This window comes from Ferruginivarius sediminum, from assembly GCF_003344765.1.
GTDB classification, from domain to species: domain Bacteria; phylum Pseudomonadota; class Alphaproteobacteria; order Kiloniellales; family Rhodovibrionaceae; genus Ferruginivarius; species Ferruginivarius sediminum.
Window position 1 is genome coordinate 210,658 of the sequence record NZ_QPMH01000006.1, and the last position, 25,597, is coordinate 236,254.

Sequence of the window (25,597 nt, forward strand, 5' to 3'; positions counted from 1 at the left end):
CAGACCCCGAGCCTGCGCGTCAGGCCGGACCGCGGCTCCCAGTGACCGCCCCGGTACGGTGAAGCCTCCGGAGCGTCGCGTCCGGCGCGCATGCATTCGGTTGGTGCGACATATTGTTATTATGTTTCCCAACCAACTTTATGTCAATGTGACCATGAACGATAGCACAATATTGCGGCAATTAGACGATACAAGGTCGCAGTCCGGGGAGGAGACGGGTCATGTGGGTACCTGACATTTCGAAGATCGACGGACCCCGCTATCTCGCGCTCGCAAGCGCGATCGCCGAGGCCATCGACAGCGGCGAACTGGGCGCCGGTGCCCAACTTCCCCCGCAGCGCGATCTGGCGGAACAGCTCAACGTGACCGTCGGGACGGTGGGCCGGGCGTACAACATCGTGAAAAAGCGGCAACTGGTCACCGGCGAGGTCGGGCGCGGCACCTTCGTCCGCGACATCGCCGACAACGACGAGCGACCGAACTTCCTGCCCGAGCGGATGCCCGGAACCATCGACTTCGCCTGTTACCGCTCGCCCGTCGAGGGACTGTCGGAAGCCCTGTCTTCCGCCCTGGCCGAGGTGGCGGAGCGGGCCGTCCTGCTGCCGATTCACAAGTACCCGCCGGCCGCCGGCTTCCTCAGCCACCGCACCGCCGGCGCGACCTGGATCCGGCGCACCGGCCTCGACGTCCCGCCCGAGCGCATCATCGTCTGCGGCGGCGCGCAGCAGGCGATACAGCTTTCCCTTGCCGCGCTTGCCACGCCCGGCGAGACGATCCTGACGGAGACGCTGACATACTCCGGCGTCAAATCGCTGGGTGCGCTGCTCAACCTGCCGCTCGCCGGCGTGGCGATCGACGAGCAGGGCATCGTCCCCGAGAGGCTGGAAGCTGCGATCGCCGAAACCGGCGGGCGGATTCTCTATCTCCAGCCGACCGTGCACAATCCGACCGCGGCCGTGATGCCGGAAGAACGGCGCCGCCGCATCGCCGATATCGCGCGCCGGCACGAGCTTATCCTGATCGAGGACGATGCCGGCGTCAGCGCGCTGACGGACCGCCCGCTCCCGATCGCCCATTTCGCGCCCGAGCGGACGATCTACATCACCAGCCTGTCAAAAAGCATCAGCCCCGCCTTCCGCGTCGCCTTCATCGCGACGCCCGCCCGCTTGGTGGAGCGCATGTCGAACACCCTGCACGGCCTGACCCTTGCAGCTTCGCCGCTGACCATGGAAGTCGCGTCGGTGATGATCTCAAGCGGCACGGCCGACGAGATCGCGCGCAACAACCTGGCGGAACTGAAAAAGCGCCATACGGCGGCACTGCGCGGTCTGAAGGGCTGGGACGCGGCAAGCCACCCAGCCGCCTTCTTCATCTGGGTGAACCTGCCCGAACACTGGACCGCCGCCGGCTTCGACGAGGCGACGCGGCGCGAGGGACTGTCGCTCGTCCCCGCCGATAACTTCACGGTCGGCGACGCGGTACCCGCGCGCGGCGTGCGCATCTCCATCAATCCGGGACAGAAGGAAGGCATGCTGGAAAGTGGGATAGAGACGCTGACCCGAATGATGCGCGACCGCCCGCAGCCCCGGCCGCCGGTCGTGTAGCGGCGGGGCTGCAAATACCGCCTAGATCGGGTCCCAGGCGAAGACGTCGGCGGAACGCTCAAGTGCGTAGAGGCTTGGCGCGAAAGCGGGAAATGCCTGTTCGGCCACTGCCCGCGGCGTCCACCCCTCCGCGCGGTGGACCGAGCGGATCGGCCGGTTCTGCGAGAACAGGAAGATCTCGTTGCGGCGCACCGCGAAGATCTGCCCGCTGATGCCGGCGGCAGCGTCGCTGATGAGGGAGGCCGCGAGCGGGGCCACCTTGTCGGGGCTCATCGACTTGATCTTCTGCAACCGCTCTTCGGCGCCTTCCGCCGTCTCGGGGATCGAGCCGGTCAGGCGGCTCCAGGCCGTCGGCGAGATGCAGTTCGAGCGGACGTTGAAGCGTTTCATATCCAGCGCGATGGACTTCGACAGACCGACGATGCCCATCTTCGCCGCCGCGTAGTTCGCCTGTCCGAAGTTCCCGATCAGGCCGGAGTTCGAGGTCATATGCACCATCGCGCCGCTTTCCTGCTTACGGAAATGTGACGCGGCCGCGCGGGAGACGTTGAAGCTGCCTTTCAAATGAACGGCGATGACGGAATCGAAGTCCGCTTCCGACATCTTATGGAAAATGGTGTCGCGCAGGATTCCGGCGTTGTTCACCACACCGTCGATGCGCCCCCAGGCGTCCAGCGCCGTCTGGATCATGGCATGCGCGTCGTCCCATGACGCGACGCTATGGGTGCTGGCAACAGCCTCGCCGCCAGCCTCGCGGATCTCCTCGACCACCGCCTGAGCCGGCCCGACGTCGGTGCCCTCGCCCCCGGCAGAGGAGCCGAGGTCGTTCACCACGACCTTTGCCCCCTCGGCCGCCATCTGCATGGCGATGGCGCGGCCGATCCCGCGCCCGGCGCCGGTGACGACCACGACCTTGTCTTGCAGCATTCCCTCCAAGATCCCCTCCTCTTGTGCCTTGGCTACGTTCCGACGCCGCGTATCCGCACGCGGCCGTTCAGCCGTCGTAGGAGCCAACAATCGCGACGGAGCAGACGTTCTGATGCGGCGCGCCGCCGAGGTTATGTGTGAGGCCGAACTTCGGATCCTTCACCTGCCGGTCGCCGGCCCGGCCCTGAAGCTGCAGGTACATCTCGTACAGCATCCGCAGCCCCGACGCGCCGATGGGGTGCCCGAAACACTTGAGGCCCCCGTCGATCTGGCAGGGCAATCCGCCGTCGGCGTCGTAGAAGCCGTCCAGCACGTCCTTGACGCCGCCGCCTTCCGGGGAAAGGTGCAGGTCTTCCATCGTCACCAGCTCGGTGATGGAAAAGCAGTCGTGCACCTCGGCCAGGCTGATCTCGGCGCGCGGGTCCTTGATGCCCGCCTCTTCATAGGCTTTCCGGCTGGCGATCCGCGCGGTCATGAAGTGACTGCCGTCCCACGAGCTGTACCCGGATTCGACGCCGTTGGAGACGGAAAGCTGCAGGGCCTTCACCGTGACGAGATCCGTCTTGCCGAGGCTCTTCGCGATCTCCGGCGTGGTGACGATGGCGCAGGCCGCCCCGTCGCTCACCCCGCAGCAATCGAAGATGCCCAGCGGCTCGGCCACCATCGGGGCATCCAGGACCTTTTCTTCCGTGATCCGGTTTCGCAGATGCGCCTTCGGGTTCTTGGCGCCGTTCTCGTGGCTCTTCACCGAGACATGCGCCATCGCGCGCTTCAGTTCGTCGACCGCGATGCCGTGCTTGGCGCGATAGGCCGCCGCAAGCTGCGCGAACGCGCCGGGGGCGGAGTAGTTCGCCCACCACATCGAGTTCAGCACGCCGCGGCTGCGCTGCGGCAAGCCGCCGTAGCCGGTGTCCTTCAACTTCTCCACGCCAAGCGCCAGCGCGACGTCGCACGCGCCCGAGGCCACCGCGTAGACCGCACCGCGCAGCGCTTCCGAACCGCTGGCGCAGAAGTTCTCCACCCGCGTCACCGGGATGTACGGCAGCCGCAGGCCGAAGGACAGCGGCAAGCCGCCCTTGCCGACGTGAATCTCCTCGATGGCGGTGGCGAGCCACGCCGCCTCGATCTGCCGCGTCTCGATGCCGGCGTCGCCCAAGCATTCCTCGAAGGCCTCGACCATCAGATCCTCGGGATCGCAGTCCCAGCGCTCGCCGAAGTTCGAGCACCCCATGCCGAGAATCGCCACCTTGTCCTTGATTCCGCTTGCCATGGCTCTACTCCCCTGCTGCCGAAGCCGAAGCCGCCGCCTGCGGCGCGAACTCGGGCGCGGCCTTCCAGAAATAGCGGCGGAAACCGCGCTGGTCGTCGTAGTCCTTCACCCGGAACATCATCCGCATGCGCTGGCCGACCTCGACGCTTCCGACATCGACGTCGGTGAAGTTGGCGAAGATGCGCCCGCCGCCGTCGAACTGCACCATGCCGTAGTGCAGCGGCGGGTCCGGGCAGTAGGTCAGATGGTCCGCGGACCAGGTGACGATCCGGGCCGGCACCTCCGAGAAGCGGAATTCGCTCTGGCTGTTCATCGCGTTGCAGTTCGGGTTGACGCAGACGCGGCTTTTCGGGAACTGCCGGGTCCCGCAGACATCGCAGGTGCCGCCCACCAGGCCCAGCAGCATCTCGCGGCGGCGATAGAGCTGCGTCAGCGCCGTCTGGTTGTCGACCTCGGCGCGCATGCCTTTTTCGCGCTCGATCAAACCGTTAAACGCCAGGAACTTGTTGTAGTTCGACTCCTCCCGCCGCCTGGCGAGCGAGCCCTGGACGCCGCGCCTTTGCGGAAGCTCGGCAATCGCCTCGGTCGTCTCGAAGACCAGGACGTCGCAACCCTGGCCGAAGGACGCCACGACGAGCACTTCGCCCGGCCCCGCCGTTTCCAGCGCCTGCACAAGCATCAGCGGGGGATGGGCGGTGCCGGCCTCGCCGACACCGGCGTGCAGGGAATCGGCCAGGCGGTCGGCGGGGATGCCCAGGCTGCCGGCCACCTTCTCCGCCGCGCGCGGCAGGGTGGAAGAGAGGATCAGGCGGCTGACCCGTTCCGCCTCGACGCCGGCGTCCGCCAGTGCCTTGGAGATCGCGCGCGGCACGATCTTCAGGAAGCCCTCGTCGCGGATCCAGCGTTCTTCCCAGTTGTAGTCGAATTCGCGGTTGGCGCCGCGATAGTGGTCGACGAAATCGACGCTGAGGGTGTGCATGCCAAGCAGCCGGGCAACGACGCCCTCGCGCCCCACGGTGAACGCCGCCGCGCCGTCGCCGAACTGCAGTTCCTGCGCCGCGCCGGCCTTCGTCCGCCGCTGGTCCGAGGCTACGACGAGGCTGCCGCCCTCGCCGCCGCGCGCGGCTTCCAGCGCGGCCATCAGCGCCGAGGTCCCGGCCCGCTGCGAGGAGGTCACGTCGGCGGTGCGCACATCTTCGCCCAGGCCCAGCGCCGCGCCCAGGATGCCTGCATTCTGCCGGTCCTCGAAGGGCAAGGTGGTCGAGCCCAGATAAACCGCCGGAACGGCGCTGTCGCGCATCCCTTCGAGGCAATCGCGCGCGGCCTCAACCGCCATCGTCAGGCTATCCTCGTCCCAGTTGCACATCGCGCGCTCGCCCTTGCCAAGACGCGCCAGGCCCGGCTGGTTCCAGCGGTGCGCGTCGACGATGCTACGCCGTGACAGCCGCAGCCGCGGGATATAGGCCCCGAAAGCCGTCAATCCGATCATGCCCTCTCCTCCTTCGGCCTGCGCCGGGGCGGATGGCCGCCATCCTGCGCTGCCGCCTCGCTAATCCTCGACGGAAACGATGATGAGTGACTGAAACTATTGCGCATACTTCCGCCCCAGGCGCGTCTCCCATTCCAGGTAGCGCAGCATGCCGTCCCGGCCCTTGTGGTACGGCGGCTCCACGACATCGCCGGGATCCTCGCACCCCTCGGGCAGGCCGGTTTCCAGGGGCAGGCCAGCCGATTTCCACGCCGGGTTGCCACCCTTGAGCGCACGGACATCGACGTAGCCAAGGTCCAGCAGCGTCGCGGCCGCCAGAAGGGCCTGCCTCGGATCCGCGGCGGTCACGACGACAGGCGTGTCATGGCCGCCGTGCGCCCCGGCGCGCGCCTCCAGCCAGCCACGTGGAACCCAGTGGGCGTCGGCGATATGGCCGGCGGCGTAATGCCGGCTCGTCCCAACATCCAGCAGGACCGGTGAGACCCGCCCCTTCAGGTGGGCGGCCAGGGCAGTGGCCTCGATCTGCTTGACCCGCCGCCGGGCGACCTCGAACCCCAGCGGGTCCGCGCGCCCGCGCCCTTCCTCCAACTCGCGTCCCGATGCCGACCAGGCGGACACGCCGCCATCGAGCACCCGGACATCGGGGAAGCCCATCCGCCCATACCAGTATGCCGCCAGCCAGGCCCGCGCGTCGCCATCGTCGACGAACACGACAGGCGCGCCCGGCACGGCCGCGAAATCGTCGGCGCGCTGAACCGCCTGCCCGCCGGGCAGCGCAACGGCGCCCGGAATATGGCCGGCACGGAAGTCCACGAGCGAACGCACGTCGAAGATGTAGCCATTCCGCTCCGAGAGGCCGTCGCATAATTCCGCCAGTTCGTCGGCTGCGATACGGCGTGCGCCCTCGGCGCGGGCCAGGCTGGCGGCCTCGCTTCGGACTACGCGCCGCCCTTCGGGACTTTCAGCGGGCAACGCCGGCGGCGAGCCGCTTTCGAGCTTCCGGCCGGCAAGGCGCCAGCCCATCGTCCCGTTCTCCAGCGCCCAGACGTTCCTGGCGCCAAGCTGGCGCAGCGTCGCCGTCGCGATGATCGACCGCGTCCGCCCGGCGCAGTTGACGACGATGCCCTCGTTCGCCTCGCCGAAATCGCCCAGGCGCAATGCCAGCTCGAAGCCGGGCGTGCTGTAGCCGCCGGGCACGTGCCCGGTTTCGTATTCCTCCAGCGTGCGGACATCGCAGACCGCAAGACACTTTCCATCCGCCAGCCGGGCGTTCAAAGCGTCGGCGTCCACATACGGCACGCCGTCCTCGGCAAGGACGCGCTCGCCGAACTCCTTGCAGGGAACGTTGACACCTTCGAAGACCCGCTCGCCGATTGCGCGCCAGGCCTCCAGGCCACCGGCAAGCACGCAAGCCCCCTCGTAGCCGTGCAAACGCATGGTCCTGGCGGCCAGCACGGCCCGGCGGTCGTCCGCCTTTCCGGAATCGTAAACGACGATCCGGGTCCGTTTCGCGGGCACAAGCTCCGGCAGGCGGAACTCGATCAGCCGCCGGGGCAATGGCGTCGCCGAGGGAATGTGGCCGCGTTCCGCCTCGCCCTGCTCGCGCACGTCGAATAGTGCCCAGCCGCGATAAGGCCAGGCACCGTCCGGCCGGTGCAATCCGGCCGCCAGGGCATCGGCGGTCATGGTCTTCATACTGGCTGCGTTCCGGCGGTTGGGGTCGAACACGGCGGGATCATCCGCGCCCCTTGGCGGCCCGGTAGATCGTGGTCTTGCGATGGGTGAACACCAACGCCCCGTCGCCGTCCCTGCCCCGCACCTCCTGCAGCAGCAGTTCCATGCGCCCGGAGCGCCCCTCCTTGTCCTGCACGTCGATGAAGTGCGTGCGGCAGGTCAGCACGTCGCCGGCGACGATCGGGCGCTCGTAGTGGAAGGACTGCTCCCCGGCCAGGATCCGGCGCCGGTCCAGGTCGCGCGTCCAGACCGGCTCTTCCGGCGGGTTGAAGCTGACCGGAAAGGTCGGCGGCGCGATGATGCCCGGATAGCCCTGCGCCCTGGCCTCTTCCAAATCGTGGAACACCGGGTTGGGGTCGCCGATCGCGGCCGCGAACTTGGCGATGGCGCCCTTTTCCACCTCGACGGTGAAAGGCTCGCCAACGGAGCCGATCAGGGAGCGGTCAATCTCCATTTGGTATGTCCTGTCTTTCGGCTGGCCTGTTTCTTCGAGAATGACGGATGGCACGGCGGCGGGCGGTCAGTCCTTCTTCCACTGACTGATCCGCCGGTCGAGGATGGCGGCCGCAATCATGTTCTTGTGGATCTGAAGCGTGCCGCCATAGATCGATCCGCCACGCACCTCGGCATAGCGGTGAGCCAGCGGGTACTCCTTGGTGTAGCCGTTGGCGCCCAGGATCTGGATGGCGTCGTCGCAGATCTCCTTTGCGGCCTGGGCCGTGAAAACCTTGGCGATGGAGGTTTCGGCCGGAACCGGCAACCCCGTCGCGCTGGCATTCGCCGCCGCGCGGTAGGTCAGGAGCTTTGCCGCGTCCAGCTTGACGCGCATGTCCGCCAGCATCCACTGGATGCCCTGAAAGTCGCAGATCTCGCGGTTGAACTGCCGGCGCTCCTGAGAATAGGCGAGCGCGTAGTCGTAGGCCGCCTCCGCCGAGCCCAGCATGCGCGAGACGCTGCCCAGGCGCTCGGCGTTATAGACGCTGATCAGCTTCCCGAAAGCCTCGCCATCCAGCAGCACGTTCTCGCGCGGCACCTCGCAGTCGTCGAAGTACAACTCGAACAGCAGCTCGTCGGCCATGTTAAGGGTGCCGTTGGAGTGGCTGAACCCCGGCGCGTCGTGCGGCACGATCACCGCGCCGATGTCCCGCGCGCGGCCGGTGTTGCCGAAACGGCAATAGACCACCGTATACTGGTTGTAGTTGACGAAGCTGACGAACTGCTTGCTGCCGTTCAGGATGACCTTGTCGCCCTCCACCCGGGCGCGGGTCTTCATCGCCGTGGCGGCGGAGCCGGCTTCCGGCTCGGTGATGCCTATGGAGATGCCGATCTCGCCCCGGCACAGCGGCGCCACGAATCGCTGACGCTGGTCCTCCGTGCCATATTCGGCGATGGCGCCGACCGCCCCGGTCGATGTCCGATGGGCAAGGCCGCCCAGGATCGGCGCGCAGGACTGGAGCGTCTGGATGATCAGCAGCGTGTCCAGCAGGGGCAGGCCGACGCCGCCGTACGCCTCCGGCATGTTGAGGCCAAGCAGGCCCTGCTCGGCCATCGTCCAGCGCAGCGCGTGCACGCCTTCCACGCTGTCGTCGGAAACGAGAGGCTCCAGCTTGCGCCGGTAGACCTCGCGCGCCGCGTCCATCAGTTCCCGTTGCCGGTCGCTCAACTGAAAGTCCATCGTCGTCCCCTTCCATCGGTAGCCCGCGTGGCGCGCGCAGCGGAACAGCATTCCCAGCCGCCGGCGCAGCCCCGGCGGACCGGGCGCCCCGGTGAATGTGCGCGGTCTACCCGCTTATTGTGTCGCCTATTGTGACCTTGTTGATGCACACATTGTTGCTTGATAATCCCAATTCATCAAGGCAAAATTACGCATGACCACGGAAAAGCAGCCCGTTTCCGGCGCGCCGGGACGTCCCGGCGGACCCCTTGAAGGCGTGAAGGTTCTGGAGGTCGCAAGCATCGGCCCCGGCCCGTTCTGTGCCATGATGCTGGCCGACATGGGCGCCGAGGTGCTGCGCCTGGACCGCGCGGCGACGGACGAGTCCGGGCCTCGCCAGCCCTATCAGCTCAATTTGATGAACCGCGGGCGCCGCTCGGTCGCCATCGACCTGAAGCGGCCCGAAGCCGTGGAACTGGCCCTGGATCTCGCGGGCCGCGCGGACGTGTTGGTCGAGGGATTCCGGCCGGGCGTGATGGAGCGGCTGGGTCTTGGGCCAGACAGGGTGCGTGAGCGGAACCCCGCACTGGTTTACGGGCGAATCACCGGATGGGGCCAGGACGGGCCGATGAGCCGCGAGCCGGGCCACGACATCAACTTCATCGCCCTTGCCGGCGTGCTGCACGCCATCGGGCGCGCGGGCGGGCCGCCGACCCCGCCACTGAACCTCGTCGGCGACTTCGGCGGCGCCACCTATCTTGCCTTCGGTATCGTATCCGCGTTGCTGAACGCGGCAAGGACGGGCGAGGGGCAGGTTGTCGACGCGGCGATGGTGGATGGCGCCGCGTCGATGATGACAATGTTCTGCGGCATGGCCCGCTCCGGCATGTGGCGGGAAGAGCGTGGCACCAACGGCCTCGACAGCGGCGCGCCCTTCTATGACGTTTACGAAACATCGGACGGGGAGTTCATCGCCGTCGGCGCCATCGAGCCCAAGTTCTACGCGGAACTGCTCAGAGTCCTGGAACTATCGGACGCGGCCTTGCCGGCACAGCACGACCGCGAAGGGTGGCCAATCCTACGGGACCGATTCGCGGAGGCCTTCGCCTCCAAGACGCTGGCCGACTGGACCGCCCGCTTCGAAGGGAGGGCGGCCTGCGTCACCCCCGTGCTGCCGCTGTCGCGGGCGATGGCGCATCCTCACCTGGAGGAACGCGGCACCTTCACCGAGGTCGCGGGTGTGCGGCAACCGGCACCGGCGCCGCGCTTCAGCGGAACACCGGGGCGAATCGCCGGCCCGCCGCCGCGGCCCGGACAGCACACGCGCGCCGCGCTCCACGACTGGGGCGTAGAAGCGCGGACAGTGACGGCATTGCTGGACGCCGGCGTGCTGCACGAGGCGAACGATCACGCGCAAACGAACTCTGGACGGAAAGCATGAGCCAAGTGGACCCACAGGAATTCAAGAACGGCATGCGGCGGCTGGCCGCGGCGGTCAACATCATCTCCGCCTGCAGCGACGGCCAGCCCGCGGGCTTGCTGGCGACGGCCGTCTGCTCGGTCTGCGCCGAGCCGCCGACGCTGCTTGTCTGCCTTAATCGAAGCGCGCGCTCTTACGCGGCGATCAGCGACAGCGGACGTTTCTGCGTCAACCTGCTGGCGCAGGAACAATCCGAAATGGCGCGCCGCTTTCTCGAGCTGGAAGGGGCGGACAGGTTTTCGGCATGCCGCTGGACGACGCTGAAGACCGGGGCTCCGGCCATTGACGGCGCGCTCGTCAACTTCGATTGCGAGATTACCGAAACCGTGCAGGCGGGGACCCACACGGTCTTTCTTGGACGTGTCGTGGCGGTGCGCACGACCGAGGCCGGCGAGCCGCTGCTGTACTTCGATGGCGACTACGCCGGCCTCGCGGCCGAACATGAGGCAGCGCGCTGAAGCGCCGGCTCACGCCTCGATGACTGCCAGGATCTGGCCCTCGTCCACCATGTCGTCCACGGCGACCAGGATCTCGCTGACAACGCCGGCCACCGGCGCCATCACGGGAATCTCCATCTTCATGGATTCGATGATCAGGATAGGATCGCCTTCCGCGATCCTGTCCCCCTTGGCGGTCTCGACTTTCCAGACGGTTCCGGTGACGGTCGATGTCACATCCTGCTTCGTCATATGCCGGCTCGCTCCCCCTCGTTGATCGGAATGTGTGCATTCGCGGCGCCCTCGGGGCCGCTCGTGACCTTATTCACTGACACAATGTATGGCAAATGAGTTGATATGCATAGGCACATTATGGAATAAGTAGCTGAAGGGGGAGCGACGCGGCGGCACGCGCTCGCGATCTGCAACGAAAGAAGGAAAACTCAGGATGGATCGGGACACGCTGGACGAGCTTGAGCGTCGACGGCGCGCCGCCAGGGAGATGGGCGGAAAGGCGGCAATCGACAAATTGCACGCGAAAGGCAAGCTGACAGCGCGCGAGCGGCTCGACATCCTGCTGGACCCCGGATCCTTCAGCGAAATCGGCATCCTGGCCCGCAGCCAGCACCCGGATCTGCGCGAACGCACGCCGGCCGACGGACTTGTCGCCGGGTCGGGAACCATCGACGGACGCGAGGTTTATGTCACCTCCGACGACGGGAGCGTCCTGGCCGGCACGCGCGGCCGCGTCGGCGAGGCCAAGACCGTACGGATTCGCGAGCTGGCGCTGAAGCATGGCAAGCCCTTCATCGCGCTGATGGAAGCCGGCGCCGGGCGGTTTCAAGAGAACAACGGCGCCATGGCCGCCGGTATCGGCCACCGCTTCCGGGAGCACTACCGCCTCTCCGGCCAGGTTCCACAGGTTGCCGCGCTCATGGGCGCATGCTTCGGCGGTCCCTCGTTCACCGCCATGCAGTCGGACTTTGTCACAATGGTGAAGGACACCGGCTTCATGGGCATGTCGGGCCCGCCGGTGGTGAAGGTCGGCATCGGCAAGGAGGTCTCCGCCGCCGAGATCGGCGGGGCCGAGAAAGCAGCGAAGAAGACCGGCCAGGTCGATCACGTCGGCGACAGCGAGGAGGAAAGCCTGCTCGCCATTCGCCGGTTCCTGTCCTACATGCCCTCAAGCTCGGCCGAGTTGCCGCCTTGCGCGGAACCTCGGGCAGCGGAAGTCGACACCGAGGACGGCCGGGCGAAGATCGCCTCGCTCGTATCCGAAAACGGCCGGCGCGCCTACGACATGGAGCAGGTGGTCCGGCTGATCGTGGACGGCGGCGAACTGTTCCACTACCGCAAGCTCTACGGCCCCAATCTGCTGACCGCCTGGGCGCGCATCGACGGCGAAACCGTTGGCCTGATCGCCAATAACCCGATGCATTGGGCCGGCGCCCTGGACGACAAGGCCGTGCACAAGGTGCGCAAGTTCATCGAACTCTGCGACGCCTTTCACATTCCCCTGGTCTTCCTCACCGACTGCCCCGGCTTCGTCGTCGGGCCGGACATCGAGGGCCAGCGCATGGTTTCGCTGGCATCGCGTTTCCTCAACACGATCATCGGCGCCAGCGTGCCGAAGGTCACGATCGTGCTGCGCAAGGCCATCGGGCTGGCCTACCTGGCGATGGGCGGCAAGACGATGAACCCGGACGCCATCGTCGCCTGGCCGACCGCGCTGTTCGACGTGATGGGCCCCGCCGCCGGAGTGGAGATCTCCTGTGCGCGGGAGATCGCGAACGCCGCCGACCCCGACGCCAAACGCAAGGAACTGCTGGCGCGGGCGGAGGAACAGGCCTCGGCCCACCTGGCCGCCGAGATGGGGCTGATCGACGACGTCATTCAGCCCGGCGAGACGCGAAAGATCATCGCCGGCACCCTGGCGCGCGCGAGGGCCACCCGCGCCGCCGGCTTCAAACACCGTATCGACCCGTGAGGGCGCCGAGGCTTCGCGCGCATATGGCAGACATGAACGAATCAATTCCGACGACCTGGGACCGGGACGTCGACATCGTCGTGGTCGGCTATGGCGCCGCCGGCGGCGTCGCGGCAATCGAGGCGCACGATTCCGGCGCCGAAACGCTGATCCTTGAGAAGATGTCCTTCCCTGGCGGCCTGTCCATCGCCTCCGCCGGCGGCGTGCGCGTCACCGACGATGCTGCGGAGGCTTTCGCCTATCTCAAGGCGACCTGCGGGGGCAGGACGCCGGAGAACATCTTGGAAGTGCTGGCGGAGGGGATGGCACTTGCCCCCGACTACATCCGCCGGTTGGCGGCCGTGAACGGCGCCTCGGTCAGGGTGACGCCGGCGCTTGGGAACTATCCGCTGCCGGGGTTCGAATCGCTGGCCTACTGCGAGGTCAACGCCGTGCCCGAGTTGGAGGGGCGCGAGAGCTATCATGCAATGCAGCCGGTCAAGAACGGCACGCGCCTGTTCAAGCTGCTGGAGGACAACGTCGAGGCACGCGGCATTCCCGCCGCCTTCAACGCCCGCGCCGAACGGCTCGTGACCGGAAGCGACGGCACCGTCCTGGGGCTCGTGGCCTCTATCGACGGGGAGCGCCGCGCGATCCGGGCGCGGCGCGGGGTGATCCTGACCTGCGGCGGCTTCGAGGCGGACCGCGAGATGCAGAACCAGTATTTCCAGGCCACGCCCATCCTGACGGGCTCGTTCCGCGGCAATACCGGCGACGGCATCCGCATGGCCCAGGCCGTCGGCGCCGACCTCTGGCACATGTGGCATTACCACGGGCCCTATGGCCTGAAGCACCCGGATCCGGACTATCCCTTCGCGCTGTATCTGAAAGCGATCCCGATGTGGACGCCCGGCCGGCCGGACTTCGTCTCCGATCTCGGGGTCACCAATGGCGGCAACGACCGTGCGTCGACCAAGGCCCTGGCGAAAATGGTGTGGATCCTGGTCGATCAGTCTGGCCGCCGGTTCATGGACGAGTACCCACCCTATCCCGGCGACACCGGCGTGCGCCCGTTCGATGCCTTCGACCCGAAGACCCAGTCCTTCCCGAACAACCCCGCCTTCATGGTGTTCGACGAGGACGGGCGGAACACCTATCCGCTTGGCCGCTCGGTCCACAACGACCCGCACGCGCGCTATGACTGGAGCCCCGACAACAGCCGGGAGATCGAGCTCGGCATCTTCGAGCGCGCCGACGACCTGACCGCACTGGCGGAAAAGATGGGCGTTCCGGCAGCGAATCTGATCGAGACCGTCGAACGCTGGAACCGCGCCGTCGAGACCGCCGACGATACCGACTTCGGCCGGCAGCCCGACACGATGGGGGCGATCCGCAAGCCGCCGTTCTACTTCGGCCGCGTGCATCCGGTGGTGATCAACACCCAGGGCGGCCCCCGGCGGGACGCCTGCCAGCGTGTGCTGAACCCGTTCGGCGAGGCGATCCCCCGCCTCTATGCCGCTGGCGAGCTGGGCAGCGTCTTCGGTCACATCTACATGGGCGGCGGCAACCTGGCCGAGTGCTTCGTCGGCGGCTGGACGGCGGCCCGGCACGCCGCCCGGCTGCCGAGCTGGTGCGACTAGACGCCGGAAACAGGGAGCACGTGCCGCGATGAGTGAGCCTGTCCTGCTGATCGAGGATATCGGCGGCGTCCGCCGGGTGACGCTGAATCGCCCGGAGAAGCTGAACGCACTCAACGAGGCGCTGATCGCCAAGCTTTCCGCGACCCTCTCGGCGGCCGAGCGTGATCCGGCTGTGCGGGCGGTCCTGCTGAGCGGGGCCGGGCGCGCCTTCTGCGCCGGGGTCGATACCGGCGGCTTCGCGACGCTCGCGGACGAGGCCACGATCCGCGCGCACGCGCAGCGGCTGGCCGCCGTCTTCCAGACCCTTGTCTCCATGACGAAGCCGGTCATCGCCGCGGCTCATGGCTACGCCCTGGGCGCGGGCTGCGGACTTGTCGCCACCTGCGATATGGCCATTGCCGCGCACGACGCGGTGCTGGGGTATCCCGAGGCGGCAAGGGGCTTGATGCCCGCGCTTGTGACGCCGACGCTTCTGCGGGCCGTCGGGGAAAAGCGGGCGTTCGACCTGCTCGCCACCGGCCGGCGCCTGTCGTCGCGGCAGGCGGCGGAACTGGGCCTGGTCAGCCGGGTCGCCGACACCGATGCCGCCAAGGAAGCGCTGGACATCGCGCAGAGCCTGGCAAAGGTGGAGCCGGAGTTGCTGGCGCGGCTGAAGCGCCTGCTGCGCGACTGCGCGGGCCAAACGCCGGAGGTCGCAATCCAACTGGCGGCGGAGGCGAATGTCGGTTACCGCCTGGCCGCCGCACGACAGGGCGAGGCCTGAGCGGTTCAGAGCGAGGCGGTGCCGCCGCCGTCGACCTGAAGCACGCTGCCCGTCATGAACCGCGCGCGCTTCGAGGCCAGGAACAGGATGACGTCGGCGACCTGGGCCGGCTCGGCCATGTCGCCCAAAGGGCTTGCGACCGGCGTGCCGCTGCGCTCGCTGACGCCGCCGGATTCGGCAAGCGCCTGGTTCGCCGCCCGGATGCGCTCAAATCGCTCGGAGGCGACCGGACCGGGCGCGACGGCGTTCACGCGGATACCGCTGGGTCCGTACAGGTTGGCAAGGCCTTTCGTCAGCGTGTTGACCGCCCCGTTGGCGCAAGAGCCCGCCAGGTGAGACGGCGAGTTCGGCTGATGCCCGCCACGCCCGGAGACGTTCACGATGACACCGCCGCCCGCCTCGATCATCCCCGGTATCACCGCCCGCGCCGTGCGGACGTACGCCAGCGCCTTGGCATCCAGGACGGAAAGCCAGTCCGCATCCGTCAGGTCCAGAAAGTCCCCGAAAATCGGGCAGGTGGTCGAGTTCACCAGGATGTCGATCCGCCCCGCCTGCCCGCGAACCGAATCCGCCGCCGCCGTAACCTGCCCGGCGTCGCTCACGTCGCCCGGCGCGATGATGGGATCGCAACCACCGGCCGGAAGAGACGCCGCGACGTCCGCCAGCTTGTCGGCATTGCGCCCGGTCAAGGCAAGACGCGCGCCTGCCTGCGAGAATGTTTGGCAGACGGCCCGGCCAATCGCACCCGACGCGCCCGTCACCCATGCCATCTGTCCCTCAAGTTCGCCTGTCACCCGAGTCCTCCCCTTTCCGCCGCCGAAACCCTCGGCGTTTCGCCCATTGAATTTTCCGCAAGCGATACAACCCGGCAAATTGCTACAATTTCATAAGATCGATTTTGCGTCTTTGTGTTGATTGCCAACGGCACAATGTTATAATGCGTCTAAGGTGCCCGGTCCAGAGAGACGGCATCCAAGAACCATCAAGGCACATCGAGGGGGGAGGCATCCGCATGCACCTGTTGGAGCGGAGCACCGAACGTCTGGCCAAGGCGCTTACGTTCGTGGCAGCCGTGTGTATCGTTGCCATGATGCTCCAGGTTATGCTGGACGTCACCTTACGTTACGCGTTCGCCGCGCCGATTCCCGGCACGGCCGAAATCGTCTCCGCCTATTACATGATCGGTGTCGTCTTCCTGCCGCTTGCCATGGTCCAGCGCGAGCGCGGCCACGTGATGATCGAGCTTTTCACCATGTGGATGCGCCCACGCTCCAAAGCGTTGATGGACGCGGCGGTACTTGTCGTCTGCGCCGCGGCGCTGGTGATTTTCACCTACTCCGGCATCGAGAAGGCCATCGCCATGACCGCGCGCGACGAGATCCGCGTGGGCCTCATCGATGTCACGGTCTGGCCGTCGCGCTGGTTCGTCCCGTTTGGATGCGGCGCCATGGCGATCGTCATGGTCCTTCAGGCGATCCACGAGCTTCTGTTCGGCCTCGGCCTCGATGGCGGTCATCAGGAAGCCAAGCACACCGAAGACGCTGAGCAGGTCTAAGCGGTATGTCATCAGTCACGATTGGCGTTCTCGGGCTCGGTATCCTCCTTGTCCTTCTGGGGCTTCGCGTGCCCATCGCGTTTGCGCTCGGCATCGTGTCCGTCGGCGGCATCGCCGCGCTGCGCGGCATCGGTCCGGCCGTCGCATCGCTGGAAACGTTGCCTTACAACTTCATCGCCCACTGGTCGCTGTCCGCCGTGCCGATGTTCCTGTTGATGGGCAACGTCGCCTATCACACCGGCTTGACGGAAAGCCTCTTCAGGACGGCAAGGCTCTGGCTCAGCCGGTTGCCGGGCGGCCTGGCGATTGCCAGCACCGCGGCCTGCGCAGGCTTTGCCGCGGCCTCGGGCTCAAGCGTGGCGACAGCCTCCGCCATGGGCCGGATCGCCATCCCCGAGATGCTGAAGTACCGCTACGACCCCGGTCTCGCGACCGGTTCCGTGGCGGCCGCCGGCACGCTCGGCTCGCTGATTCCGCCGTCGATCCTGATGATCCTGTTTGCGATTTTCGCGGAAGCCTCGATCGGCAAGATGCTGATCGCCGGCATCCTGCCCGGCCTGCTGTCCGCCGCCGTCTTCGCGGCCATGATCATCACGCGCTGCGTCCTGAACCCCAAGCTCGCGCCGCCGGCCGAGACCGCCGTCACCTGGCGGGAGCGCTTTACCGCATTGCAGGACGTCTGGCCGCTTCCCGTCCTTGTCGTGGGCGTCCTGGGCGGTATCTATACGGGTTTCTTCACCCCGACCGAGGCCGGCGCGGGCGGCGCATTCATCGCCTTCGTGATCGCCGCCGTGAAGCGCCGCCTGAACTGGACGGTCGCCAAGGAAGCGGTTCTGGACTCGCTGAAATCGACGTCGGTGATCTTCTTCATCGCGCTGGGCGGCATCCTGCTGACCCGCTTCATGGCCATGTCCGGCGTCCCCATCGCGGTGAGCCAGGTCATGGAGGACTTCGCCGTCAATCCGGTGCTGCTGGTGATTGGCGCCTCAGTGATCTACATCGTTCTGGGGATGTTCCTGGACTCCATCGGATTGATGCTGCTGACGCTGCCGATCCTGCTGCCGATGTTCGAGGCGAGCGGCGCGGAGCTGATCTGGTTCGGGGTGCTCGTCATCAAGTACCTGGAGATCGGCCTGATCACACCGCCGGTCGGCCTGAACGTCTACGTGATCAAAAGCGTCGTCGGGAACCAGGTTCCGCTGGAGACGATCTTCAAGGGGATCCTCTGGTTCGTCGGAGCCGAACTGGTGACGCTGACGCTGCTGATCGCGTTCCCCGAAATCTCCCTTGTCCTGCCAGACTTAATGCAATGATCGAGGCGCGCACAACAGGCAGGACATGCAAATGCGCCTCGGCGCCTTCGCCCCAGCCGGACGGCTGGCCCATGTCCCAGTTCCAGCAAAAAAGCGGTGCAATCGCCCGCATACACGGGAGGGTTCAATGAGGAAATGCCTGATGGGCGCGGCGGTCGCCACCTGCGCGGTGGCATCGCTTCTCAACTCGGCGGCGGCCGATACGACGAATATCGTCTACGCCAACTATCTCGGCCTGAAGCACTCCACAAACCCGGTGCTCGAACAGTTCTTCGAGGACGTCGAGCAGGAAACCGACGGCAGCGTCACCTTCGAGGCGCACTTCGCCTCGTCGCTGCTGGGTCCGAAGGACATCCCCTCGGGTGTCCGCGACGGCCTGGCCGACGCCGGCTATTTCGTGGGCGTCTACGTGCCCTCGGAGATGCCGGTGGATAACTATCTCGCCGACTTCATGGTCCTGAACAACGACGCCCTGGCCATGACCGGCGCCACCAACGAGCTTATCCTCTTCGAGTGCGAGGAATGCGCGGAAGAGTACGAGAAGGGCTTCAACACGAAGTTCCTCGCCACCTACGCGCTGACCGACTACCTCCTGCAGTGCAAGGAGGAATACCGCAGCCTCGACGACCTCAATGGCACGAAGATCCGCGGCTTCGGCGCGATGGCCGACCTCATCCGCGAGATGGGCGGCGTGCCGATCAGCATGTCCACCAACGACATGTATGAGGGGCTGGAGCGCGGGACGATCGACTGCGCCACGCACTCCATCACCAGCCAGCGCACGCGCTCGCTTGGCGAGGTGGCGGACAATGTCATCCTTAACTCGCTCGGCGGCTTCACCGGCGCGTCACTGTTCAACCTTCGCCTGGAGAAGTGGAACGAACTCACCCCGGACGAGCGGCGCGCGATGATGAAGCACATCCCCCACCTCGTCGCCCGCAGCGTGATGAACTACATCGAGCTGGATGAGGAAGTCCGCAAGGAGATGGAGGCCAAGGGCAACAAGTTCTACTACGCCGACCAGGACGTGGCCGACTTCCTGGCGAAGTTCCGCGAGAATTACGTCGATTTCGTCGTCGCCAAGGGCAAGGAACGCGGCATCAAGAAGCCGCAGGAAATTGCCGAAAAGGTCATCGCCCTGAAAGAGAAATGGGTCGGCCTGCTGGAAGAGCACGGACGCGATATCGAGACGTTCGAGAAGCTTCTCTGGGATGAGATCTACAGCAAGGTCGCCGTCAAGTAATCCCTGTCGACTGACTTGATATGCGCGGGGCGGGCCCGGCCCGTCCCGCGTTTTCTTTTTTGCCCTTCCGCCGCGGCGCGAACCCGAGCCCGGTCATGCCGAGGCTGCAGCCATTGTAACATTCCGTAACGGCGCGCTACCCCGTCTCGCGCGCGAAATAGGTCACCCGGTCAAAACGGATTCATCCCCACCCGGGAATAACCGGCACGACGTCCGCCGATCCGCGATTCGGGTCCGCATCAGTGCGCACCGGGCACTCGACGTCTTAACCAATCGGTCTTAGACCGTCCGAATGAACAATCATCTTCTCTTGGGGCTCGCCGGCCTTCACGTCCTGGCGGCCGCCAGGGTGACGGCCCACGCGCTGTTGACCAAGGCGGACGGACGCGCGGCTGTTGCCTGGATCGGGCTGGCGTGGCTGTCGCCCTTCGTCGGCTCGCTGCTCTACGCCGTTTTCGGCGTCAACCGGATTGCCCGCAAAGCCACCCGCCTCAGCCACCTTTACAGGTCCGACCGCCCCGAGCCGGAAACCGGGCTCGGTCCGGAACCGGATGTCCCCGACAACCTGGCCCGCGTCGCCAGGGTCGGTCGCCGGGTGACCGGCCGGCGGCTCGTGCAGGGCAACGCGGCGACGCTGTACGAGCGCGGCGACGTCGCCGCCGCGGCGATGCTTGAGGCAATCCGAGAGGCCCGTCGCAGCGTGGCGTTGGCGACCTATATCTTCGAGTCGGACGACACCGGTGAAGCCTTCGCCGGCGCCCTTGCCGCCGCCCAGGCGCGTGGCGTTGCCATTCGCGTCCTCGTGGACGGCGTCGGCGGCGGCTATTTCACATATCCCATGCTGCGCCAACTGCGACGGCGCGGCGTGCCGGCGTCCAGCTTCCTGCATTCCTGGCAGCCCTGGCGCATGCCCTTCGTGAACATGCGCAACCACAAGAAACTGCTCATCATCGACGGAGAGCGCGCCTTCACCGGGGGCATGAACATCGCCGATCACACGATGCGCCCGCCGATCGCCGTTCGCGACACGCACGCGCATTTTGCTGGTCCAGTGGTGCGCCATCTCATGCAGGCGTTCGCCGACGACTGGAATTTCACGACCGGCGAGTCGCTGACTGACGACTGCTGGTGGCCGACCGTCCCATCGACGGGCGCTGTGACGGCCAGGGCGCTGACGTCTGGGCCGGACGAGGATATCGAGACCCTGGAGACAATTCTCTCAACCGCGATCGTGGAAGCACGTGAGTGCATCCGCATCGCCACCCCCTATTTCTTGCCCGACAGATACTTGCAGTTGGCCTTGTCCCTCGCCGTCCTTCGCGGCGTGCGCGTTGAGGTCGTGATTCCGGAACACAGCAACAAGCCACTCGTCGACTGGGCCATGCGGGCAAATCTCCAGTTCCTGACCGGCGTCAGGCAGGGCGTCTTTATGTCGCCGCCTCCGTTCGATCACAGCAAGCTAACGACGGTCGACGGCGTGTTCTGCATCGTCGGCAGCTCGAACTGGGATGTTCGTAGCCACCGGCTGAACTTCGAGCTGGACGTGGAGGTCTACGACAGCGAACTGACCGCCCGCGTGGATCAGGCCATCGACCGAAAGATCGCGAACGCACGAGCCCTGACGGACGGCGACACGACGGCGCGCCCCCAATGGATGCAACTGCGCGACGCGACGGCACGCCTGCTGCTCCCTTACCTGTAGCGCCCTGGCGAACGCAATCATTGCACCTCGGGCGCGGCCTATCCATATACTCTTTGGCTATCCAAGCCCCTGTTGCCTGTCGCCGAACGCCTGGACATCATGCACCGCGCCATCTTCCTGTCGGATTTTCACCTCGGCTCGCGCCTCGCCAAGGCCGAGCATCTGCTCAGCTTCATCGAATCGAACGAGGCTGCGACCTGGTACCTTGTCGGCGACATCTACGACATCAAGCGCCTGCGTCGGCGCCATTACTGGCCAGCCAGCCATGGCCGCGTCGTTCGCGCCCTGCGGCGCAAGGCACGTGCCGGCGCGCGGATCGTCTACCTGCCTGGCAACCACGATCCAGACCTGCGAAATCGCACCGGCCCGCGCGCCCTACTCCCCGGAGTCGAAGTTGCCGAGCGCGCGATCCACACGACGGCCGACGGACGAAAGCTCCTGGTCGTGCACGGGGACGAATACGAGCCGGCGGCGCCGGCGTCGACTCCGGGCTACTGGGCCGGCTGCGCCGCCTATCTTACCGGCGTGGCCGCCAGCGAGATCGTCGGACGTTCGCGCGCTCTGCTTGGGTTCGATTACTGGTCCCTCGCGGCTTTTCTGAAGAACCGGACCCTGCCCTACGTCCCCTTCGTCTCGAAATACAGGGCCAACCTCCGTCAAGCCGCCCGGCTCCATGGTGCCAACGGCGTCGTGTGCGGCCATATTCACCACGCCTCGATCGAGTTCGGGGACGGAATCCTTTATCTCAACTGCGGCGACTGGGTGGATAGCTGCACTGCGGTGGTGGAGGATTGGTCCGGTAACCTCGGGCTGTTGCCGTGGTCACGGCGCGCCGGAAGCTCGGAACGGGCGCCGGAAGTCCTTTCGCCCCAAGCTGTTGCGGCCCGCTAGGGTGATGAAGGTAAAATCTATTGCATCCTGGCCGTAATTTACAGAACATTCATGTATTTTTTTTCGGCGAAACCCGGCCCAGTGAAAGCGCAGCAGTCGGAACCAAGTATCTCTCCGGGCTTCTAGGCCCCCATCGACCTTCCAAGGCCGTCAATCCTCGCTCGGGATCGTCCCGCTGGACAGTGCCCGCCAGCCGATGTCGCGGCGGCAGAAGCCGCCCGGCCAGTCGATTTCGTCGATGGCGGCGTAGACGCGGTCGTGCGCCTCGGCCAGCGAGTTGCCCAGCGCCGTGATGCCAAGCACGCGGCCACCGTTCGACACCACGCGGCCCTGGTCGCCCAGCTTCGTGCCGGCGTGGAAGATCATGACGTCGTTGTCGGCGCCGGCCTTGTCCAGCCGGCCGATCGGCTCGCCCTTCATATAGTCGCCGGGATAGCCCCGCGCGGCCATGACGACGCAGATGGCCGATTCGACGTACCAGCGCAGGTCGAAGCTTTTCAGCACGCCGTCGCAGCACGCCACCAGCGCGGGCAGCAGGTCCGACATCAGCCGCATCATCAGCACCTGGCACTCCGGGTCGCCGAAGCGGGCGTTGAATTCCAGCAACTTCGGGCCGTCCTCGGTGATCATCAGCCCGGCGTAGAGCACGCCCTTGAAGGGCCGGCCCTCCGCCTTCATGGCATCGACGGTGGGCTGCAGGATCTCGCGGCGTACCTGCTCTTCCAGCTCGGCCGTCATCACCGGCGCGGGGGAATAGGCGCCCATGCCGCCGGTGTTGGGGCCGGTGTCGCCGTCATAGGCGCGCTTGTGGTCCTGGCAGCTCGGCAGCAGCAGCGCGGTTTCCCCGTCGACCAGGGCGAAGGCGCTGGCTTCCTCCCCAATCAGGCATTCCTCCACCACGATCTCGGCGCTGGCCTCGCCGAAGCGATGGTCGCGCAGCATGGCGTCGATCGCCTCGTCGGCTTCCTCCAGGGTCTGGCAGACGGTGACGCCCTTGCCGGCGGCCAGTCCGTCGGCCTTCACCACCAGCGGCGCCCCCAGCTCGCGCGCATAGGCCTTCGCGGCCTCGGCATCGGCTTCGTCGAAACGGCGATAGGCGGCGGTCGGGATGCCGTGCCGCGCGCAGAGGTCTTTCATGAAGCCCTTGGAGCCTTCCAGCTCTGCCGCCGCTTTCGTGGGGCCGAACGCCTTGATCCCGGCGGCGGAAAGCTCGTCCACCAGTCCGCCGACCAACGGCGCCTCGGGCCCGATGACGACGAGGTCGATACCTTCCTTCACGGCGAAGTCGCGAAGGCCGCTGACGTCGTCGGCCTTGATGTCGACGCAGGTGGCCTCCTGGGCAATGCCGGCGTTGCCGGGCGCGCAATACAACGCATCGGCCAGCGGCGAGGCCGCCAGCGTCCAGCACAGCGCATGCTCGCGCCCGCCCGAACCGACCACAAGCACCTTCATCCCTGATCCTCCACCGCGAACGTTCGCTTCCCTTGGTTGCAGGCGCGCCTTGTAGCATAAAGGGCCGCGATGACCGAAGCGCGCAACGACTCCATGAACAGTCCGAACGACAACGGCAACGGCGACAACGGCGGCCGCGACAACGGGGGCCGCGACAACGTCCCCATCTTCACCGTGGCCGAGATCAGCCAGGCGGTGAAGCGCACCGTCGAGGGGGCCTTCCAACGCGTACGCGTGCGCGGCGAGATCTCGCGGCCAAGCTTTCCCTCCTCCGGCCACTGCTATTTCCGGCTGAAGGACGAGAACGCGGTGCTGGACTCCGTCGTGTGGCGGGGCGTGCTTGGCCGGCTGAAACTGCGGCCCGAGGACGGGCTGGAGGTGATCGCCAGCGGCCGGCTGACCACCTATGCCGGCAAGTCCAGCTATCAGATCATCGTCGATTCGCTGGAATTGGCCGGCGAGGGCGCGTTGCTGAAGCTGCTGGAGGAGCGGCGCAAGAAGCTGGCGGCCGAGGGCCTGTTCGCCGAGGAGCGCAAGCGTCCATTGCCCTACCTGCCGGAGGTGATCGGCGTCGTCACCTCGCCCACCGGCTCGGTGATCCGCGACATCCTGCACCGTCTGGCCGACCGCTTTCCGCGCCGCGTGCTGGTCTGGCCGGTGGCCGTGCAGGGAGAGCAGGCCGCCCCGCAGGTGGCCGAGGCGATCCGGGGCTTCAACGCACTGCCGAAGACAGGTCCGGTACCACGCCCGGACGTGCTGATCGTGGCGCGCGGCGGCGGCAGCCTGGAAGACCTCTGGGCCTTCAACGAGGAAGAGGTGGTGCGCGCGGCGGCGGATTCAACGATCCCGCTGATCTCGGCGGTGGGGCACGAAACCGACACCACGCTGATCGACTTCGCCGCCGACCGCCGGGCACCGACGCCAAGCGCGGCGGCCGAGATCGCGGTACCGGTGAAGAGCGAGCTGACCAACCTCGTCCTCGACCTCTCGCGGCGGCTGGCCAGCGCGGGCTATCGCGGGTTGGAGGAGCGGCGCACGCGCGTCGAGGGGCTGGCGCGCGGCCTGCCGGACCCGCAGCGCATGCTGCAGGAGATGTCGCAGCGCCTGGATGACCGGGCGGAGCGGCTGACGCTGGGCGTGTCCCGCTTTCTGCGTCAGGAGGCGGAGAAGGTGGAGTCGCTGGGCTGGCGTTTGCCGCGACCGGAACAGCAGCTCGGCCTGGCGCGCGAGCGCCTGGACGCAACCGCCGACCGGCTGGTGCGCTCCGGCGCGCGCAACCTGGAATCCCGGCGCGAGCAGTACCTTCGGGTGGATGCGGAGCGGCGGCTGGACCAGGGCATCGCGAACGTCCGCCGGGACACCCGGCGGCAGCTCGATCAGCTTGGGCGGCTGCTGGATAGCTATTCCTATCACAAGACGCTGGAGCGCGGCTTTGCCGTCGTGCGCGACGCGGATGGGCAGGGTGTTCTGACCCGCAAAGGCGAGGTCCAGGCGGGGCAGAGCCTCGATATCGAATTCGCCGACGGCCATGCCGCGGCGGTCGCCGCCGGCGGTGCCGCGCAGCCGAAGGGCAAGGCCGGCGGCAATCCCGGCGGCAGCCCCGGCGGTTCGGGCGGCAAGGCGCGCGCCGGCAAGACGGACGGCAAGCAGGGGAGCCTGCTGTGAGGACGCTTGCGGCCTTCCTCCTGGCATTGCTCATGGCCGCGCCGGCGGCGGCGCTGGAGCTTTCGGGGCAGATCGCGCAGGGCGGCCTCGTGGTCGGCAAGACCACGCCGGGCGCCCGCGTCGTGCTGGACGGCCGCAAGCTGCGTGTCGGGCCGGACGGGCGCTTCGTCTTCGGCTTCGGACGCGACCACAGGCCGCATGCCACCCTGACCGTCGCCGGCCCGAACGGGGAGACGCTGCGGAAGACCCTGAAGGTCAAGCAGCGCGACTATGAGATCCAGCGCATCGACGGCCTGGCGGAGGAGATGGTCACGCCGCCGCAGGACGTGCTGGAGCGCATCCGCCGGGAGAACCGGGCCATCGCGCGGGCACGGGCGAACGACCGGGGCGCGGCGGACTTCCTGAGCGGCTGGATCTGGCCAGCGGACGGGCCGATCACCGGCGTCTACGGCAGTTAGCGGGTGCTGAACGGCAAGCCCCGGCGGCCGCACTATGGCATCGACATCGCAGCGCCCGTCGGCTCGCCGGTCGTTGCCCCGGCGGACGGCGTGGTGACGCTGGCCGAGACGGGCCTTTACTATACCGGCGGCACCATCATCCTGGACCATGGCCACGGCGTGACCAGCGCCTTCCTGCATATGCGCGCGCTGAACGTGGAACCGGGCGATGCCGTCAAGGCGGGGCAGCGCATCGGAACGGTCGGCTCCACCGGCCGTTCGACGGGCGCGCATCTGGATTGGCGCGTCAACTGGTTCGACGAACGCATCGATCCCCGGTTCCTGGCCGGGAAGATGAATTAGAATCCGTGGGTC

23 protein-coding genes are annotated in these 25,597 nt (G+C 67.0%); 14 read left to right on the forward strand and 9 right to left on the reverse strand.

Annotated elements, in window-relative coordinates; translation table 11 throughout:
- Nucleotides 1-221: 221 nt before the first annotated feature.
- Nucleotides 222-1,604 carry an aminotransferase-like domain-containing protein gene (locus tag DRB17_RS08935; protein ID WP_114581854.1) on the forward strand — a complete coding sequence of 461 codons (1,383 nt, stop codon included), beginning with the start codon at nt 222-224 and terminating at the stop codon, nt 1,602-1,604.
- A gap of 21 nt (nt 1,605-1,625) precedes the next feature.
- Here DRB17_RS08935 and DRB17_RS08940 read toward each other — a convergent pair whose 3' ends face one another.
- From DRB17_RS08940 to DRB17_RS08965, 6 genes are all read right to left on the reverse strand, one after another.
- Nucleotides 1,626-2,531 carry an SDR family NAD(P)-dependent oxidoreductase gene (locus tag DRB17_RS08940; RefSeq protein ID WP_161958759.1) on the reverse strand — a complete coding sequence of 302 codons (906 nt, stop codon included), beginning with the start codon at nt 2,529-2,531 and terminating at the stop codon, nt 1,626-1,628.
- A 67-nt stretch (nt 2,532-2,598) separates the two neighbouring features.
- Nucleotides 2,599-3,801 carry an acetyl-CoA acetyltransferase gene (locus DRB17_RS08945; RefSeq protein ID WP_114581856.1) on the reverse strand — a complete coding sequence of 401 codons (1,203 nt, stop codon included), beginning with the start codon at nt 3,799-3,801 and terminating at the stop codon, nt 2,599-2,601.
- Nucleotides 3,802-3,805: 4 nt separating this feature from the next.
- Nucleotides 3,806-5,290, reverse strand: coding sequence for a hydroxymethylglutaryl-CoA synthase family protein (locus tag DRB17_RS08950; protein WP_114581857.1), 1,485 nt, complete (start codon nt 5,288-5,290; stop codon nt 3,806-3,808).
- Nucleotides 5,291-5,386: 96 nt separating this feature from the next.
- A complete protein-coding gene (locus tag DRB17_RS08955; RefSeq protein ID WP_114581858.1) occupies nt 5,387-6,985 on the reverse strand; it encodes a rhodanese-like domain-containing protein in 1,599 nt (532 codons plus the stop codon).
- Between the two features lie 40 nt (nt 6,986-7,025).
- Complete coding sequence (locus tag DRB17_RS08960; RefSeq protein WP_114581859.1) at nt 7,026-7,478, reverse strand: MaoC family dehydratase N-terminal domain-containing protein; 453 nt, start codon at nt 7,476-7,478, stop codon at nt 7,026-7,028.
- Between the two features lie 66 nt (nt 7,479-7,544).
- Nucleotides 7,545-8,750, reverse strand: coding sequence for an acyl-CoA dehydrogenase family protein (locus tag DRB17_RS08965; protein WP_114581860.1), 1,206 nt, complete (start codon nt 8,748-8,750; stop codon nt 7,545-7,547).
- A gap of 142 nt (nt 8,751-8,892) precedes the next feature.
- On the opposite strand from DRB17_RS08965, the gene DRB17_RS08970 reads away from it, so the two are divergent.
- A complete protein-coding gene (locus DRB17_RS08970; RefSeq protein ID WP_114581861.1) occupies nt 8,893-10,119 on the forward strand; it encodes a CaiB/BaiF CoA transferase family protein in 1,227 nt (408 codons plus the stop codon).
- Complete coding sequence (locus DRB17_RS08975) at nt 10,116-10,616, forward strand: flavin reductase family protein (RefSeq protein WP_114581862.1); 501 nt, start codon at nt 10,116-10,118, stop codon at nt 10,614-10,616. The genes DRB17_RS08970 and DRB17_RS08975 overlap by 4 nt, the downstream gene beginning before the upstream one ends.
- A 9-nt stretch (nt 10,617-10,625) precedes the next feature.
- Here the strand turns inward: DRB17_RS08975 and DRB17_RS08980 are convergent, their stop codons facing one another.
- The gene (locus DRB17_RS08980; protein WP_114581863.1) at nt 10,626-10,847 is read right to left on the reverse strand and encodes a biotin/lipoyl-binding carrier protein; all 222 of its coding nucleotides are present in this window, start codon (nt 10,845-10,847) and stop codon (nt 10,626-10,628) included.
- 196 nt (nt 10,848-11,043) lie between these two features.
- Here DRB17_RS08980 and DRB17_RS08985 point away from each other — a divergent pair, with 196 nt between their 5' ends.
- The 3 genes from DRB17_RS08985 to DRB17_RS08995 are packed head-to-tail and all read left to right on the forward strand — an operon-like array spanning nt 11,044 to nt 14,964.
- Nucleotides 11,044-12,582: an acyl-CoA carboxylase subunit beta gene (locus tag DRB17_RS08985; RefSeq protein WP_114581864.1), complete on the forward strand. Its 1,539-nt coding sequence runs from the start codon at nt 11,044-11,046 to the stop codon at nt 12,580-12,582.
- A gap of 32 nt (nt 12,583-12,614) precedes the next feature.
- Nucleotides 12,615-14,201, forward strand: a complete 1,587-nt coding sequence (locus DRB17_RS08990; RefSeq protein WP_114581865.1) for an FAD-dependent oxidoreductase — start codon at nt 12,615-12,617, stop codon at nt 14,199-14,201.
- A gap of 28 nt (nt 14,202-14,229) precedes the next feature.
- Nucleotides 14,230-14,964, forward strand: a complete 735-nt coding sequence (locus DRB17_RS08995; protein ID WP_114581866.1) for an enoyl-CoA hydratase/isomerase family protein — start codon at nt 14,230-14,232, stop codon at nt 14,962-14,964.
- A 5-nt stretch (nt 14,965-14,969) separates the two neighbouring features.
- On the opposite strand, the gene DRB17_RS09000 is transcribed toward DRB17_RS08995, so the two are convergent.
- Nucleotides 14,970-15,758: an SDR family NAD(P)-dependent oxidoreductase gene (locus DRB17_RS09000; RefSeq protein WP_147274865.1), complete on the reverse strand. Its 789-nt coding sequence runs from the start codon at nt 15,756-15,758 to the stop codon at nt 14,970-14,972.
- A 218-nt stretch (nt 15,759-15,976) separates the two neighbouring features.
- On the opposite strand from DRB17_RS09000, the gene DRB17_RS09005 reads away from it, so the two are divergent.
- From DRB17_RS09005 to DRB17_RS09025, 5 genes are all read left to right on the forward strand, one after another.
- Nucleotides 15,977-16,519 (forward strand): TRAP transporter small permease, encoded by a 543-nt coding sequence (locus tag DRB17_RS09005; RefSeq protein WP_161958760.1) that lies wholly within the window; start codon nt 15,977-15,979, stop codon nt 16,517-16,519.
- A 5-nt stretch (nt 16,520-16,524) separates the two neighbouring features.
- Nucleotides 16,525-17,832: a TRAP transporter large permease gene (locus DRB17_RS09010; protein WP_114581869.1), complete on the forward strand. Its 1,308-nt coding sequence runs from the start codon at nt 16,525-16,527 to the stop codon at nt 17,830-17,832.
- Between the two features lie 127 nt (nt 17,833-17,959).
- Nucleotides 17,960-19,075 (forward strand): C4-dicarboxylate TRAP transporter substrate-binding protein, encoded by a 1,116-nt coding sequence (locus DRB17_RS09015; protein WP_161958761.1) that lies wholly within the window; start codon nt 17,960-17,962, stop codon nt 19,073-19,075.
- 292 nt (nt 19,076-19,367) lie between these two features.
- Nucleotides 19,368-20,777 carry a phospholipase D-like domain-containing protein gene (locus DRB17_RS09020; protein WP_114581871.1) on the forward strand — a complete coding sequence of 470 codons (1,410 nt, stop codon included), beginning with the start codon at nt 19,368-19,370 and terminating at the stop codon, nt 20,775-20,777.
- A gap of 72 nt (nt 20,778-20,849) precedes the next feature.
- Nucleotides 20,850-21,668 (forward strand): UDP-2,3-diacylglucosamine diphosphatase, encoded by an 819-nt coding sequence (locus DRB17_RS09025; RefSeq protein WP_114581872.1) that lies wholly within the window; start codon nt 20,850-20,852, stop codon nt 21,666-21,668.
- A 150-nt stretch (nt 21,669-21,818) separates the two neighbouring features.
- Here DRB17_RS09025 and purD read toward each other — a convergent pair whose 3' ends face one another.
- On the reverse strand, nt 21,819-23,120 hold the full coding sequence (gene purD / locus DRB17_RS09030; protein ID WP_114581873.1) for a phosphoribosylamine--glycine ligase: 1,302 nt from the start codon (nt 23,118-23,120) through the stop codon (nt 21,819-21,821).
- A 69-nt stretch (nt 23,121-23,189) separates the two neighbouring features.
- Here purD and xseA point away from each other — a divergent pair, with 69 nt between their 5' ends.
- From xseA to DRB17_RS20550, 3 genes are read left to right on the forward strand one after another with little or no spacing between them, the layout of a single operon-like run.
- Nucleotides 23,190-24,785 carry an exodeoxyribonuclease VII large subunit gene (gene xseA, locus DRB17_RS09035; RefSeq protein ID WP_241503781.1) on the forward strand — a complete coding sequence of 532 codons (1,596 nt, stop codon included), beginning with the start codon at nt 23,190-23,192 and terminating at the stop codon, nt 24,783-24,785.
- Nucleotides 24,782-25,243: a hypothetical protein gene (locus tag DRB17_RS20545; protein WP_206607831.1), complete on the forward strand. Its 462-nt coding sequence runs from the start codon at nt 24,782-24,784 to the stop codon at nt 25,241-25,243. The genes xseA and DRB17_RS20545 overlap by 4 nt, the downstream gene beginning before the upstream one ends.
- A gap of 3 nt (nt 25,244-25,246) precedes the next feature.
- Nucleotides 25,247-25,585 (forward strand): M23 family metallopeptidase, encoded by a 339-nt coding sequence (locus DRB17_RS20550; RefSeq protein WP_206607832.1) that lies wholly within the window; start codon nt 25,247-25,249, stop codon nt 25,583-25,585.
- Nucleotides 25,586-25,597: the final 12 nt, after the last annotated feature.